This is a genomic window from Bacillus pretiosus, assembly GCF_051294775.1.
Lineage (GTDB): Bacteria > Bacillota > Bacilli > Bacillales > Bacillaceae_G > Bacillus_A > Bacillus_A wiedmannii.
The window spans coordinates 60071-75095 of record NZ_JBPPHF010000009.1; the positions used below are offsets into that span (position 1 = coordinate 60071).

A 15025-nucleotide genomic window follows, 5' to 3' on the forward strand; every position below is an offset into this window, starting at 1 on the left:
GTAGGCGGTTGCCTACTTCTTTATTTTTGCATATCTTAAATCTGGTTTAGATCCAACATAATATTGAAGTCCAGATACTGATCCTTTTTGTAAGTAAGAATCAGAAGGGAATATAATTGGAATTAACGGTGAATCTGTAAACATAATATCTTCTGCTTTATGCAATAAATCAAAACGCTTATCTTCATTTTGTTCAACTTCTGCTTCTTTGATTAAAGCGTCAAATTCTTTATTATGCCATTTTGCATAGTTGTTTGGACCATCACCTGCATATAAATCTAGTTTAGTAATTGGGTCTAATAAAGAACCGCCCCATCCCATATAAGCTAATTGGAAATCACTTTGCTTATATGTATCGATGTAACTCTTCCACTCTTTATTTTCTAATTTAATATCTACACCAAGATTTTTCTTAAACATTTCCTGCATTGCTTCTGCTACTTTTTTATGCTGTGTATCCGTTGTGAACTTCAATGTTACTTCAGGTAATGTAGACCAACCTTGTTCTTTCATACCCTCTTCTAATAATTTTTTCGCTTCTGTTGTATCAAATTTTACGTAATCACCTTTTTCTTTACGGAAATCACGACCACTTTGTGTTTTTGCTCCTTCTGGAACGAATGCATATGCTTCTTGCGCATTATTCTTATACAGTTTTTCAACGATAAACTTACGATCAACTGCTAATGAAAATGCTTTACGTACTTTCGCATTTGTGAATGGCTCTTTTTCTACGTTAAACGAATAAATATAAGATGAGAATCCCGCAACACGCTTATATTCTTTATTTCCTTTTTCTTTCTCAATCATTTCTTGTGGTAAACCACTTAGTAAATCTAATTCTTTTGATTTGTATAATTGGTACGCTGTTTTAGAATCTGGAATAATACGAAACTCGATTTCTTTTAAAGTTACCTTTTTATCATAGTATTCTTTATTTTTTTGTACTGTAATTGCTTGGTTATGCTTCCATTCTTTTAACGTGAATGGTCCATTTGTAATTAACTCTTTTGGATCTGTTTTTAATTTGTTGTTGTCATCAATTGATTTTTTAGATAATGGAATAAATAATGAACTCGCTAATTTTTGTTTAATAGAAGCAACTGGGTGCTCAAGTGTTACCTTTAATGTTTGAGGATCAACAACTTGAATACCAACTTGGCTTTCTTCACCTTTTCCAGTATTATACGCCTCTGCACCTTTAATAAAGTACATTTCTGTCCCATTCATAGAACCCGTTTTCGGATTTAATAATCGCTTCCATGCAAATTCAAAATCATTTGCTGTAATAGGAGAACCATCTGACCATTTAATATCTTTCTTTAAATGGATTGTATATTCAGTTCCATCTGCATTTACTTCTTCTTTCTCTGCTAATTCATTTTGATATTTCCCATCACTATCTTGCGTATATAAGCTTGAGAATAAATGTCCAATTACATAACCTGATGTGCTATCTGTTGCAATAGCGGAATCGAGTGTATATGGATCGCTACCAATATTCGTTACTAATCGATCTCCTTCTCCCTTACCAGCACTCGCCTTTTGCGCCTCTTTTTTACCGCAAGCGACAGAAGTAATTGCTAATACGGTCATAATGACAAATAATAAAAACTTCTTCATCCTACATTCTCCTTTAACCCGAAATTTTTGGTGTTGATGCTAATAATGTTTTTGTATAAGAATGTTGTGGATTACGGAATACTTCATCCGTATTTCCAAATTCAACAAGTTCTCCTTTATATAAGACGGCTACCTTTTCACATAAATAGTGAACCATCGGCAAATCATGCGCGATAAATAAATATGTATAGCCTTGTTCCTTTTGAATCTTTTGCAACAAGTGCACAATTTGGATTTGAAGTGAAACATCTAACGCTGAAATTGGTTCATCCAGGATTAATACTTCTGGCTCACATAATAACGCCCTTGCAATAGCGATCCGTTGACGTTGTCCTCCGCTAAATTCGTGTGGGTATCGATCAGTATATCGTCTATCTAATCCAACACGTTCTAGCGCATCACCTGCTACCTCATCTTTCAATCCTTTATCACCTAAACCGAATGAAATATATCCTTCTGTTACGCTATCGCGTACTTTCCAGCGCGGATTTAATGCAGCTGTTGAATCTTGAAAAATGAATTGTACTTTCTGCAAGAAATCTCGCTTATGAGCTGATTTCAACTTGTGAACAACTTGACCGTTATAATCAATTTGACCAGACGTTGGGCTCTCAATCCCAGCTATGAGCTTACCAAGTGTTGTCTTTCCTGAACCACTTTCTCCAATAATGCCAAGCGTCGTTCCTTTCGGGATAGAAAGTGATATATCTTTTAGCGCTATGATTTCTTTCTTTTTACTTCCATACGTTTTCGTTACTTGCTTTACAGTAATTAAATCTGTCGTCATGAGGCATTCACCTTCTCTTTTGATTTCGCTTGGTCATGCTCTAGAACATGTTGCCAACAATGTGAACTGTGTTCCCCAGAATATGCTGTTCTATCAGGGAAACGATGAACACATTCTTGTATTGCTACTGGGCATCTATTTACAAATGGGCACCCAAAGCTATTTAACGTTTCAATTGATGGTGTTGTTCCCTCAATGGCCCTAAGTACCTTTTCGGAATCATCCATATTCGGAATAGCTTGCAATAAACTTTTCGTATATGGGTGCTTAGGTGAACCTATCACTTCTTGTATCGTCCCTTTTTCAACAACACGTCCCCCGTACAGCACAACTACTCGGTCAGCTACTTCACGTACAAGCGCCAAATCATGTGTAATTAATAAAATACTCGTATTTTGTTTTTCTTTTCGCTCTTTTAATAACCCCATAATTTGCTTTTGAATCGTTACATCTAATGCAGTTGTAGGCTCATCTGCAATAACGAGCTTTGGGTGACACGCAAAAGCAATTGCTAAACAAATACGTTGCCTCATGCCTCCGCTTAATTGATGTGGGTACTGTTCAAAACGTTTCTCTGCTTCATGTATCCCTAAATCATTTAATAAGTTAATCGCAATTTCTTTTGCTTCTCTTTTCGATTTTTTCTCATGTTGCAAAATCACTTCTGTAATTTGCCTTCCTACTTTCATCGTCGGATTTAAAGAGGACAGAGGGTCTTGAAAGATAAATGAAATATCTTTCCCTCGAATTTGATTCCATTCTGATTCTTGTAAATTCGTCAACCTTTGAGATTGGAAAGAGATGCTTCCGTCATCAATGTGAATAGATTCTTGATTTAATCCGACAATAGATTGTGCTGTAACACTTTTTCCTGAACCACTTTCTCCTACAAGTGCAACGATTTCACCTTCATTAATAGAAAAGGAAACATGCTTCACAATTGCTTGCTTACTATTCTCTTTTTCAACGACCAATGTTACGTTTTCTAAAGATAAGAGCTGTCCCATGTTTTTTCTCCTTTCGATTCCGTTTTACAATCTTCGGATCAATTGCATCTTGCAAACCATCACCAATTGCATTAAATGCAAACATAATGAGTGCAATCATGATTGCTGGGAAGAATAATTGCCACCATTCTCCGCTTAGTAATGTCCCGAGTGCATCGTTCGTCATCGTTCCCCAGCTCGCTGCTGGTGATTGTACTCCGAGTCCGATAAAGCTTAAAAATGATTCTGAGAAAATAGCTGCTGGAATTGTAAATGATAAATTTACGATAATAATACCTGTTAAATTCGGAATGATGTGTCCGTATATAATCTTCATATGCGATGTACCTAATCGCTCTGCTGCAATAACAAATTCTCTTTGCTTTAAAGATAATACTTGTGCCCTAACGAGACGTGCCATGCCAATCCATCCTGTTAATGCAAGGGCAATAATAATTGTAAAAAGCCCTGGTTTCATAACGATCAATAATAAAATAACAATTAATAAATATGGGATACCGTATAACACTTCAATCCCTCGTACAATCCACTCATCAATCAACGTTCCAAGGCGACTACGTCCTCTCACATATCCACTAAAGCCCCCGATTAGTACACCTATTCCTATATCAAGAGCCGCTGCCACTAATCCAACTGTTAGTGAAATTTTCCCTCCAGCCCAGGTGCGCGCCCATATGTCCCTTCCTAAATCATCTGTTCCGAACCAATGCTCACTACTAGGTGGGAGGTTTGTTGCTTCTTTTACTTGTTCACTCGCAGTAAATGCCGTTAAACTTTCGCCAACCAGTGAGAAAATAATAATTAGTAATAACGTCACTGCCCCTAAAACTGCTATAGGGTTTGATATAAACTTGCGAAACACTTCCTTCTTTCGACTAATCGTTTGCTGATCTTTATTTATCGTTAATTCTTTTTTCTCCTCATTCGTTAATAACTGTTTATTGATTTCATAAGCTCCCATTTAAATGCCCCCCTCCTTACGTAATAGAACGAATACGCGGATCAACAATACGGTGAATAATATCTGTAATGAAAATACAAGAAATTAATAATGCACTATAGAAAATCGTTGTTCCCATAATGACCGGATAATCCCGGTTAAAAATACTATCTACAAAATATTTTCCTAGACCAGGAATGGAAAATATTTTTTCAATAACGAAAGTTCCTGTTAAAAGTCCAGCCATTAACGGTCCAACAAATGTAAGTACCGGAACAATCGCATTTCGAAGAGCATGTCTTATAATGATTTTCTTAATTGGTATGCCTTTCGCTCTCGCTAGCTTAATATAATCACTCTGCAAAACTTCAATCATATTAGAGCGAACAAATCTTGTAATAACCGCGATTGGTCCTAACGCTAATGCGAAGGATGGCAATACCGTATGTTCGAATGTGCCCCAAGACGCTACTGGTAAAAGTTCAAATTGTATAGCAAATACTTGTATAAATAGTGGTGCTAAAATAAAACTTGGAATAGAAATACCGAGAATCGCAAGTAAGCTCACACTATAATCAATTACTTTCCCATGATATAGAGCTGCAAATGTACCTGCTGCAATTCCGACTAATAATGAAATAACAAGTGCTTGTAAACCAATAATCGCTGATGGACCAAATCCTGTCGTTATAATTTCTGATACACCTTGACCTGTGGATTGAACAGATTCACCAAAATCAAAATGAACTACGCCATCTAAATAAGCAACATATTGATTCCATAACGGTTCATCAAGGTGATACTTCGCTCTCATGTTTTGTATCACTTCTTCAGGAAAGATTTTCGCATCTGATGAAAATGGATCCCCTGGAATGATATGCATAATCAAAAATGTTACTGTTGTAATGACCCATAGCGTGAACACCATAACCGATAGTTTTTTAATAACATACACTTCAATAACCCCCTAAACAAATGTATTTACTTTGCTTTATTGACATATTTGTTCCTATTACTTTTCCGCTTCTTAAAACACAAAAAGCCTTGATCTTAAAAAATAAGATCAAGGCTTAATAAACGAAGGCCCATCACTTATCTTTCAAGACTTGCTTGCTGGAATTAGCACGGTGTTCCTGTTACAGAACCCGCTGCTGAGGTGTCATAGGGCCAGTCCCTCTACCTCTCTGGATAAGTAAATTGCTATATTATTATTTAGTTCAAATTGTATATTTTGAATTATAATTCTGAAAAAATGAAAAGTCAATCAAATTGGATATATTTAGAAAAATCAGTTTTCAATCCTTTTATCGAAATTACATTTTTCTCTTATAATAAAAAGAAATAATATTAAAGAAGTTATAAGATGGATCCCTTGCTTCTTGCTACTATAGGATTACCATTAACAATCGTTATACTTGTCATCATCGGGGTCTATAAAGTGAAACTTTAATCAGTGGGGGGCATCCCCCACTGATTATTAGTTGAACCAATCGGGCTTTTAGGGGCAGTGGATCCCCTACCTAACTTCTTTGCTTTCACTGGATTTTGAGGTGGGGGTCTTACTGCCCGGCAAATAGCGAGATAAACTCTTTATTAAAAAGAAACGTATCACTTCTTTTTATACTCCATTCGATAATATTACCAGACAAACAATCTCTGAATTTCACGAAAAACAAAATGTATTAGTATCCGAGGATGAAGACGGAGATGGTAAGAAGAAAAAATAACCTTGCGCGTACGCAAGGTTATTTTTTCGTTTCTGCTTGAAAACGTTTATAGTATGTTGATGCTGTTGCAAAGTTAATTTCTATATCACGAATCAATGATGAGTCTTCTTCTTTAGCTAACTTCTGTAATTTTTTCATTGCTTGTTCCGATTCATTCAAGAAACCAGCGTATACCTCATGTTCTTGCTCTTTCGACTTTGGAACAAGAATTTCTTTACGTATATTATCAATATCTTCTAACATGCTAGTCGTTACCTTTTGCACATCTTCTTTATATGTAGCATTCGTTATTTCCTTACCGCCCTTTTCTTTTGCCACTTCAAATAACTGTAGTGCTTTATTAATTTCTTTATTCATTTTCATATCGTATTTTTCATGTACTGCACGGTATTCTTTCATCTCTTCTGTTTGCTCAGTAGATTGCTCTACCTTTTCTTTCGGTTCTTTCGTATCTTTATTTACATTACATCCTGCTAGAAGGATCATACTTCCCATTACAGCAATACCCAAAACCTTCTTCATCTCTTCTTCTCCTTTTATCTACAGCTACTACTCATTATAGTTTCTTTTATCTCCACTTGTTATTATACCGAGAACATCCTACTTTTTACACTTAAGACGCTACCTTAATATACATGCCTACATTTTTGTCACAGTATCGTCACTTTATGCAAATAACTTTTGCATCACCTTACAAAGCTGTATGAGTTATTTCAAAGAAATGAAAAAAGAGCTGATTCAAAAATATTTGAATCAGCTCTTTTTTATAATTTAAGCTTCTAAATTTTGTCTTTGTTGCAGTTCAAACTGCTTTTCACTTCTTCTGGCCATAAATAGATAACATAATACAGCACCAATTTCACAAAGAGCTATTACAACCCCCATCGGTAATGCGGTGTTGCTTCCACCAATACCTACTAACGGTGCAACAAGTGCTCCTGAAATAAATTGTAATAAACCTAATAAAGCCGACGCTGTTCCTGCAGCTTGTTTCTGATTTCTCATCGCTAATGAGAACCCAGTTGTTGATACAACCCCGACACTTGATACGACAAGGAATAACGAGCATAAAACACCAATTAAACCTATTCCTAGTAAGATTGTCAGTAGTAAAGATAAACCACCAACGGCTGCAATAATAATACCGGAAACGAATAACGTTTTCTCATTCACTTTCCCTGCTAAACGGCCCGTAACCTGACTAGCAATAATAATACCGATACCGTTAATCGCAAAGAATAAGCTAAATTGCTGTGGTGATGCTCCGTATATGTTCTGCAACACAAATGGTGAGCCCGAAATGTAAGCAAACATTGCCGCCGTTACTAGCCCTTGTGATAATGCATATCCCATAAATAAACGATCTTTTAACAGTTTTCCATACGTCGCCAATGTCCCTGACAAACCACCTGTTTCTCTTTCTTCAGGAGGTAATGTTTCACGTAATACGAAAGTAGCTGATATTAACATGAATACACTAATTGCTCCGAGAACGATGAAGACACCACGCCATGTTGTGAACTGTAGTAATTGTCCCCCAATAATCGGTGCCAAAATAGGCGCTGCTCCGTTTACTAACATGAGCAGTGAGAAAAACTTCGTCATTTCAGAACCTGAATACATGTCACGTACCATTGCACGTGATATAACAATCCCGGCCGATCCTGAAGCCCCTTGTAAGAAGCGCAATAACACTAAACTCCAAATAGATGGTGCAATAGCACAAAGTAAAGAAGAAGCAACATAAATAATAAGAGCGATAATAAGAGGTTTGCGCCTTCCGTAAATGTCACTAATTGAACCAACAAATAATTGTCCTACTGAAAGCCCAAGCAAACAAGCTGTCAATGTAAGCTGTGCAAGAGATGCGCCTGTTTGTAAATCATCTGTTAATTTTGGTAAAGAAGGCAAATACATATCAATAGATAATGGCCCAATCGCCGTAAGTGTCCCTAATACAAGAATCATCCATAACCTATTTGTCTTTACAGGTTTATATATTTCGTGATTAACTCCATTCACTTTTCCGTTCACCCTTTCCGATAAATACTAAATCGTAACAATTATAGTTACAACATAACCATACGTCAAGTATAGTTCATTTTCCTGTTCCATACCGTAAAAAAAAGCGATAGAATTTCTATCGCTTTACTTTTTCAAATTGCTATTTGTAAATTTAGATACGGAAGACATCGCCTCTCCTGTATCTAAATATGTGATTTGAATTGGATCTCCCACTTCTGTAAACATAGCATATGGGAATTTCTTCACCGGTATCATAAATACTTTTTGTTCATTCTCTAACAGTACATACACAATTGTATTTTCACCTGATTTTTCTTTATATACACGTTGTACAACGCCTTCTTTTTGTGCTTCTTTACCATTTGAAGTCGGTCTAAATGAATCTCCACTTCCACTCAGCGCATTTTTATAATTCTCAAGCGCTTCTTTTTGCGTCGAACCTGTTGCAAATATTTTCGCATTAGAAGCATAGATAACTGTATGAGCACGTACTAATCCCCCGTCATCAATAACAGGTACAATCCAAGAAGGTTTACCATACACGTTATAAATAACCGGCATCGTTCCATGCCATTTCTCTCTCTTAAAGGAATTATCCACTACTTCCGAAGCAGCTGAACCATCCATAATCCCCTTCACTTCTTTTCCGTTATAGTAATACAACTTACCTGTACGCGCATCGATAAGCGAGTAACCTAACGCAGAATCTACTCCCTCTTTTGGAGAGGTGAAATCAGTAAAGTAATATAACGTTCCATCCTTACCGAAAATTGGTGTAACTCCTTCTTTCGTTCCCCACTCAGTCGGAATCTTCATATCCGTTTGCGAGAATTTCGTATTCCAAAATCCGTGAATATATTTACCGAAGTATGTATTTAATGTAGATGCGGTCTCGTGATTTAATACACCATCAACAAATTTAGGAGCTTTTCCTTTATCATATCTTTTCACTTCACCTGTTTGTGCATCTACTACTACAACGCCCTCTACCTCAAATCCAGATCTTCCTGAAATAAATTCACCATACGTCATTGTATAATACGGTTTCCCTTTATCATCCACTTCAAATTTAGGTTTCCCTTTAAAGATTAGATTTGGTTCTGCTTGCCTTACAACACGCTCTAAATTATTCCCGAAGAACATGCTCGGCACATATTTCATTTTATAACCAAGATGCAGTTTCGCTTCCGCATCAGGATTCGTACCTGACATCGTTACGTACCCTGGAATTGTCTCAGCTTTACGTGCTTTAAAAAAGCCTGAAACTTCAATCGGTGCTACATATAAAGCCTCACCATTTACCATTTGTGGCGTTAATTCCCCTAGCTCAAAATAAGCTACTTTCGGAATATCCCCAAATACTTTTTTCATTTTATTCTCCGCTGTCTTTGGCGGCACTGTAAACGGTTGATCATTTTCAGTAAACGGCTCTGAAATATCTTTCTCGATCTTCACAACAGAATCATATTTTTTTTGCGTGATTACTATATCGTGTAAATAACCAAAATAGCCGTAACTTGCGAGTAAAACAAACATTAGAAGTCCCTTTAACGTACCTTCTAATTTACCTATTTGATTTTGTGAAAATAAAACAAGCCCAATTAAAACTGCTACTGCAACGGCATAATGAGTAAGAATCGAATCTGCTCGATCATCGATTAGCCAAAGATATTCATAGATTGCAATACCTATCCAAAATAATACAGGAATAACTAAAATGGATGATTTCTTACCCTTTACAACCTTCTCATCCCCTTTCTTATCCACTGCTCGAAGTTTATTACCGCTTCTTGTCCATGGAATCAAAAACAAAGTGAGAATAGCTAAAATTAAAAATTTCATCAAAGGCAATGTCCCCTTTTCTTTTATTTTCCCTTTTAGTATAACAAATAAAGGGTATTCAGGTAAAAATGGGGATGATTATATTTTTTTACTACTTAATACAATCCCACTCACTACATATAAGATAGATGCAATGTAAAAAATGGTGCCAATCGTAAAGAAATCTACTAAATATCCCGTTGCAATAATTGCTATTGCTCCTCCAATCGATGTCCACACATGATATTTTCCAATCTCATAACCAGCATTTTCTTGCACAACCTTTCGTGCTAACGACGTCTTCTCGGTATTACGCTGCACAGCACCTAAAACTCCCATTACAATTTGAAGAATATACACATGCCAGACTTCCGTGGCAATCGGGAAACAAAGCATTAATATTGCCATGGACCAAGCATATATAATTAATAATTTTTGATCGCCTACTCGATCAGACATCTTTCCTACTAATGGATATACAAGTGCTGAAGTTAAAGCAAATAAGCCATACGCCCAGCCAAACTGCGAGAAGCTATTCCCAACATTCCGAAGCAATAGAATGTAAAAAGGAAATACCATACTTCCCGCCATCATAATTATGCTTTGTGACGCTACAAATCTTCTATATGTCATTTCGTATACTCCCTATAAAATAAATTCACAAATCTCTCTTTTGGATCCGCTTCTTTTTTCTTCTGAAGAAATTCTTCTATACGAGGATATGCCCTCTTTAACTGCTCCTTCGTTGGATACGAATAGTACGGTAAATAATAACTACCATTATGTTTTAAAGTAACATCAATTATTTTCTGAATGACATCTTCTGTTTTCTTTATTTCACCCTCTGAGCGTCCTTGGTTAATTAAAAGAACTAGCGCAAACATATCATCTTTCGCATAGGATAAAACTGCATTTTCATTCTTTTCCACATAACGAATCGTAATATTGAGCAAATTAAACTCTTCTTCATTTAATACGTTACGTAAATCATCTATGTATTCCGTGAAGAAATCTATAGGCACAAAGTATTCTTGTAACACTTCTGTTCTATTCGGATTTTCATATTCCATAAAAGCACTATCTGACCTCATAACATTATTTCGCGTCTCATACGCTCCATCTGTACGCTCAAAATAACTTCTTTGTATATCCCAAAATGTATTCTTTCCCCAATCGCTATAACGGGATAATCCGAGTAAAAATTTCGGTGCAGCTATAATAGTTTCCTCTTTTAATTCACTGTACTCTTCCCTCATATTTTGATTTTTCGCCAATGTATAATCTGTCACATACATCTCTTTTAAAAATGAATTGGGGGCAACAGAAATACGGGCTAAGTGCATACGAACATTTTCATCTCTTTTCACTTTATCTTTGAAATAAGATGTGTATTCTTTATAATCTATCATTCTCGTATGCATTTCATATAATTCATCATCAGTTAACTTTAATGTCACATCTAAAATGACACCAAATAACCCGTAACCACCTATGACATATGGAAATAGCTCTGCATTTTCTTCTCTACTTACATTACGTACCGTACCATCTGCCATTAACAATCTGAATGACTCTACTGTATCAATCAATGCTTCATGACGAATATCACGCCCATGTACATTCACACTTAATGAACCACCAACAGTAAAAATATTTTGAGATTGCATTACTTGAACCGCAAGACCATATGGATTGATTTTCTGTTGAATGTCATTCCATGTGACACCGCTTTGCACCCTAATCCTCTTCTCCTCCGGATCAAATTCTAATATTTTATTATACCCCTTCATATCAAGCATCGTGCCGTTCGGATAATACGTCTGTCCTCCTTGGCTATGTTGCATACCTGCAATGGAAATTTTCTCTCCGGAAGTATTTGCATCTTTCACTACCTGTTTTAATGAGCGTTCATCCTCAGCATTTTCAACACGTTTAATTTTCGTTGGAAGCAACTTTCCTACATCGCTCATAATAGGGTGCTTTAGTTGCTCTTTATATGTATTTACAGATGTTGCAAGCAACACTGTATAAGCCACAATGACCACCGCTATCTTTCTTTTTTTCAAATGACACTCTCCTCTTCTACAGTTTTCCCTCTTCATATTGTACCTATTTTCCTATGAAGAAAGTATACAAAAAAGAGGGTACCTTATTTTAGGTCCCCCCTCATCAAAACTATTACTTTGCTGCCGGCAATTGTATTGGGTCAAACTTTTCGTACGACGTATATTTTGCGTTCGTAATAATGTGTGCTTTATCCTTGCCGTTACTACTCATAATCATGTCTATCTTTGCTGATTCATATTTAAAATCTTTTGTAATGATATATTCTGCATCCACTTCTTCTATCTTCGCATTTTGTGCTTGTAACATTTTCTTCTGTGTTTCATCCATGCTAGTTAACATACTTTCTGTTTCTTGCCCTTTTAATGTAAATTTCAGTTTATATTTATCTCCGCTTTTCTCCATCTTCATTTTATCTAAAACTACTGCTGGTACTTCTAACTTATCTATAATATCTTGAGTCGCTTTCATTCCACCAGCGTTTAATTGCTCCTCTGGTACGGTTATAACTTCTCCTATATTAGGGTTTTTTACCTCACCAGCAACTTTACCATCCACAGTATACACTACAACATCTGTACCGGAAATATTCATTTCAGAACGAGAATTCTTTGTCTTTGGCTCTAATTGCATCTTAGCCTTTAATATATCCATCTCTGTTCCCTCAGCTTTTACCCCTACACCATATGTCATCGTTACATGCTCTTCATTTTTAAAAGCTTCGTTCGTTTTCTTGAAAACATCCTTCGCTGCTAATTCTTTTTCTTTTTGAACTGATTCTTTTTTCGGTTCATCCGTCTTTGCTGTTTTCTCATTACTACACCCTACCCCTAGACTGATTGCAAGTACTAAACTTGAAACAAAAATAATTTTTTTCATAATGTCGCCCCCTTTCCCAAAATAATATCACCTCTTTTCCTATGAAATCTATATAATTTTTAATCTATATTCGCTATATAGCGACATGTTTAATGAAGGTTTTAAATATGATGTAAATAACAACAACTCATTTCAGGAGGTCATTATGAAGGCGATCATTTGCACACAGTATGGACCACCTAACGTTCTTCAGCTTCAAAATATAGAGAAACCTACACCTAAAAAGAACGAAGTATTAATTAAAATTCACGCAACAAGTGTATCGACTGGAGATTGTAGAATACGCGGTTTTAATAGTCCCCTCTTATTTTGGATTCCTATGCGGATCATATTAGGTTTCAGAAAACCGAGAAACCCTATACTCGGCGTAGAGTTATCCGGTGAAATCGAAGAAATAGGAACAGATGTAACTCAATTTAAAGAGGGAGATCCTATCTTTGCATTAACTGGCCTTCATGCTGGTGCTTACGCTGAATATACATGTGTACATGAAAGTGGATTAATAACATTAAAACCTACCAATGTGACGTATGAAGAAGCGGCAGTTATTCCTTTTGGTGGAACTTCAGCATTGCATTTCCTGAGAAAGGGCCGTATAAAAAAAGGGCAACAAGTGCTCATATATGGTGCCTCCGGATCAGTAGGAACAGCTGCTGTACAACTTGCTAAATATTTCGGTACGACCGTTACGGCTGTTTGTAGTAATTCAAATTTTGAACTCGTTCAATCTTTAGGAGCTGATAAAGTAATTGATTATACAAAAGAAGATTTTACTAAGCCGGGCGAGCGCTACGATATTATATTTGATGCAGTTGGGAAGTATAAAAAATCCCTTTGTACAAATACATTAACATCCAATGGAAAATATGTATCTGTTAATGGAATGATGGCCAAGGTAAGTAAAGAGGATATGATTCTATTAAAAAAACTAGTCGAAACGGAAAAACTAAAGCCCGTTATTGATAGAACTTACCGATTAGAAGAAATTGCTGAAGCTCATATGCATGTGGAAAAGGGACATAAAAAAGGGAATGTTTCCATTACCTTAAAATAAAATATATTCAGAAAATAACATTGACAATTCTATTTGTAAGATTTACTATTAGTACCATATTAAAAAACTACATACACATACTCTTATCAAGAGTGGCGGAGGGACTGGCCCGATGATGCCCGGCAACCGAGCTTATGACGTATAAGCTAAGGTGCTAATTCCTGCAAAACGAGTTTTCGTTTTGGAAGATAAGAGAGGAACCTATTTTGTCTATTCGGCACCTCTCTTATTTTTGAGAGGTGCTTTTTATTTTGGAACGTATATGAAGGGGGAACTATAGATGAAAAAAGTATTATTGAGCATTGTAAGTGGAGCGGTATTATTGTTAGGTGCATGTGGTGCTAATTCTGATAAAGAGGTAAAAGCATTAGATGAGAAAAAGATTACTGTCGGTGTAACGGGTGGACCGCATGAACAAATTTTTGAAAAGGTAAAAGAAGTGGCAGCGAAAGACGGTCTCGAAATTGATGTAAAAGTATTTAATGATTATGTAGCACCGAACGTATCTTTAGATGAAAAAAGCCTCGATGTAAATAGCTATCAAACGAAATCTTATTTAGACGTATTTAAAGCTGAACGCAATATGAAATTAACTGAAGTATTTTCAACAGTAACATTCCCTATGGGCGTATATTCTAAAGACATAAAAGATGTAAAAGACTTAAAAGAGGGCGACGCAATCGCTGTACCAAATGATCCAACGAATGAACTTCGAGCTTTAAAACTATTTGAAAAAGCAGGCGTTTTAAAAGTGGATCCAAAGGCTACAGAAAAAGCGACTGCGAAAGATGTAATTGAAAACCCAAAGAAATTAAAAATTGTTGAATTAGAGGCATCTCAATTACCGACACAACTAAGTGAAGTGAAAGCAGCTGCAATTAATACAAACTTTGCATTAGGTGCAAAATTAAGCCCTGCGAAAGATTCTATTTTCCGTGAAGGAAAAGATTCACCATATGTAAACTGGGTCGTTGTTCGTACTGAAAATAAAGATGATGCTGTTGTAAATAAATTAAAGAAAGCTTATCAATCTAAAGAAGTAAAAGAATTTATCGAGAAAAAATTTGATGGTTCAGTTTTACCATCTTGGTAGGAGCT

Annotated in this window: 14 protein-coding genes and 2 riboswitches; of the genes, 3 read left to right on the forward strand and 11 right to left on the reverse strand. The window is 36.0% G+C overall.

Translation table 11 applies throughout. The features are described from left to right. Positions 1 to 12: 12 nt before the first annotated feature. Genes ACSG5Z_RS27750 through ACSG5Z_RS27770 form a run of 5 tightly spaced genes read right to left on the reverse strand, consistent with a single transcriptional unit; the run spans position 13 to position 5312 of the window. Entirely contained in the window at positions 13 to 1623 is a 1611-nt protein-coding gene (locus ACSG5Z_RS27750; protein WP_070169278.1) for a peptide ABC transporter substrate-binding protein, read from the reverse strand. 13 nt (positions 1624 to 1636) lie between these two features. Further along, positions 1637 to 2410, reverse strand: a complete 774-nt coding sequence (locus ACSG5Z_RS27755; protein ID WP_060486393.1) for an ABC transporter ATP-binding protein — start codon at positions 2408 to 2410, stop codon at positions 1637 to 1639. Beyond that, positions 2407 to 3417, reverse strand: a complete 1011-nt coding sequence (locus ACSG5Z_RS27760) for an ABC transporter ATP-binding protein (protein WP_137011022.1) — start codon at positions 3415 to 3417, stop codon at positions 2407 to 2409. Before ACSG5Z_RS27760 ends, ACSG5Z_RS27755 begins: the two co-directional genes overlap by 4 nt. Next, positions 3374 to 4378 carry an ABC transporter permease gene (locus ACSG5Z_RS27765; protein WP_088061701.1) on the reverse strand — a complete coding sequence of 335 codons (1005 nt, stop codon included), beginning with the start codon at positions 4376 to 4378 and terminating at the stop codon, positions 3374 to 3376. The genes ACSG5Z_RS27760 and ACSG5Z_RS27765 overlap by 44 nt, the downstream gene beginning before the upstream one ends. 16 nt (positions 4379 to 4394) lie before the next feature. Next, positions 4395 to 5312: an ABC transporter permease gene (locus ACSG5Z_RS27770; RefSeq protein ID WP_000289321.1), complete on the reverse strand. Its 918-nt coding sequence runs from the start codon at positions 5310 to 5312 to the stop codon at positions 4395 to 4397. A 134-nt stretch (positions 5313 to 5446) separates the two neighbouring features. Continuing rightward, positions 5447 to 5552: riboswitch (SAM riboswitch) on the reverse strand. A gap of 397 nt (positions 5553 to 5949) precedes the next feature. On the opposite strand from ACSG5Z_RS27770, the gene ACSG5Z_RS27775 reads away from it, so the two are divergent. Beyond that, on the forward strand, positions 5950 to 6084 hold the full coding sequence (locus ACSG5Z_RS27775; RefSeq protein WP_087984984.1) for a DUF3951 domain-containing protein: 135 nt from the start codon (positions 5950 to 5952) through the stop codon (positions 6082 to 6084). Between the two features lie 18 nt (positions 6085 to 6102). Here the strand turns inward: ACSG5Z_RS27775 and ACSG5Z_RS27780 are convergent, their stop codons facing one another. From ACSG5Z_RS27780 to ACSG5Z_RS27805, 6 genes are all read right to left on the reverse strand, one after another. Next, positions 6103 to 6606: a hypothetical protein gene (locus ACSG5Z_RS27780; protein WP_435712640.1), complete on the reverse strand. Its 504-nt coding sequence runs from the start codon at positions 6604 to 6606 to the stop codon at positions 6103 to 6105. 249 nt (positions 6607 to 6855) lie between these two features. Beyond that, complete coding sequence (locus ACSG5Z_RS27785) at positions 6856 to 8106, reverse strand: multidrug effflux MFS transporter (RefSeq protein ID WP_080377454.1); 1251 nt, start codon at positions 8104 to 8106, stop codon at positions 6856 to 6858. Between the two features lie 126 nt (positions 8107 to 8232). Continuing rightward, the gene (locus ACSG5Z_RS27790) at positions 8233 to 9951 is read right to left on the reverse strand and encodes a DUF3981 domain-containing protein (protein WP_137035018.1); all 1719 of its coding nucleotides are present in this window, start codon (positions 9949 to 9951) and stop codon (positions 8233 to 8235) included. Positions 9952 to 10029: 78 nt separating this feature from the next. Further along, on the reverse strand, positions 10030 to 10563 hold the full coding sequence (locus tag ACSG5Z_RS27795) for an MFS transporter (protein WP_048567287.1): 534 nt from the start codon (positions 10561 to 10563) through the stop codon (positions 10030 to 10032). Continuing rightward, on the reverse strand, positions 10560 to 11996 hold the full coding sequence (locus ACSG5Z_RS27800) for an FAD-binding protein (RefSeq protein ID WP_435712641.1): 1437 nt from the start codon (positions 11994 to 11996) through the stop codon (positions 10560 to 10562). The genes ACSG5Z_RS27795 and ACSG5Z_RS27800 overlap by 4 nt, the downstream gene beginning before the upstream one ends. Positions 11997 to 12108: 112 nt before the next feature. Beyond that, complete coding sequence (locus ACSG5Z_RS27805) at positions 12109 to 12873, reverse strand: hypothetical protein (protein WP_435712642.1); 765 nt, start codon at positions 12871 to 12873, stop codon at positions 12109 to 12111. Positions 12874 to 13018: 145 nt separating this feature from the next. Between ACSG5Z_RS27805 and ACSG5Z_RS27810 the strand changes: the two genes are divergently transcribed. Further along, positions 13019 to 13927 (forward strand): NAD(P)-dependent alcohol dehydrogenase, encoded by a 909-nt coding sequence (locus tag ACSG5Z_RS27810; protein ID WP_087984968.1) that lies wholly within the window; start codon positions 13019 to 13021, stop codon positions 13925 to 13927. Between the two features lie 80 nt (positions 13928 to 14007). After that, a riboswitch (SAM riboswitch) is annotated at positions 14008 to 14122 on the forward strand. An 85-nt stretch (positions 14123 to 14207) separates the two neighbouring features. Further along, complete coding sequence (locus tag ACSG5Z_RS27815; protein WP_087984969.1) at positions 14208 to 15020, forward strand: MetQ/NlpA family ABC transporter substrate-binding protein; 813 nt, start codon at positions 14208 to 14210, stop codon at positions 15018 to 15020. The last annotated feature ends 5 nt before the right edge of the window (positions 15021 to 15025 follow it).

Coding starts and splice junctions, on each gene's coding strand:
- ACSG5Z_RS27815 (WP_087984969.1), top strand. CDS start 14,208: ATGAAAAAAGTATTATTGAGCATTGTAAGTGGAGCGGTATTATTGTTA.
- ACSG5Z_RS27805 (WP_435712642.1), bottom strand. CDS start 12,873: ATGAAAAAAATTATTTTTGTTTCAAGTTTAGTACTTGCAATCAGTCTA.
- ACSG5Z_RS27810 (WP_087984968.1), top strand. CDS start 13,019: ATGAAGGCGATCATTTGCACACAGTATGGACCACCTAACGTTCTTCAG.
- ACSG5Z_RS27780 (WP_435712640.1), bottom strand. CDS start 6,606: ATGAAGAAGGTTTTGGGTATTGCTGTAATGGGAAGTATGATCCTTCTA.
- ACSG5Z_RS27760 (WP_137011022.1), bottom strand. CDS start 3,417: ATGGGACAGCTCTTATCTTTAGAAAACGTAACATTGGTCGTTGAAAAA.
- ACSG5Z_RS27790 (WP_137035018.1), bottom strand. CDS start 9,951: ATGAAATTTTTAATTTTAGCTATTCTCACTTTGTTTTTGATTCCATGG.
- ACSG5Z_RS27755 (WP_060486393.1), bottom strand. CDS start 2,410: ATGACGACAGATTTAATTACTGTAAAGCAAGTAACGAAAACGTATGGA.
- ACSG5Z_RS27765 (WP_088061701.1), bottom strand. CDS start 4,378: ATGGGAGCTTATGAAATCAATAAACAGTTATTAACGAATGAGGAGAAA.
- ACSG5Z_RS27750 (WP_070169278.1), bottom strand. CDS start 1,623: ATGAAGAAGTTTTTATTATTTGTCATTATGACCGTATTAGCAATTACT.
- ACSG5Z_RS27795 (WP_048567287.1), bottom strand. CDS start 10,563: ATGACATATAGAAGATTTGTAGCGTCACAAAGCATAATTATGATGGCG.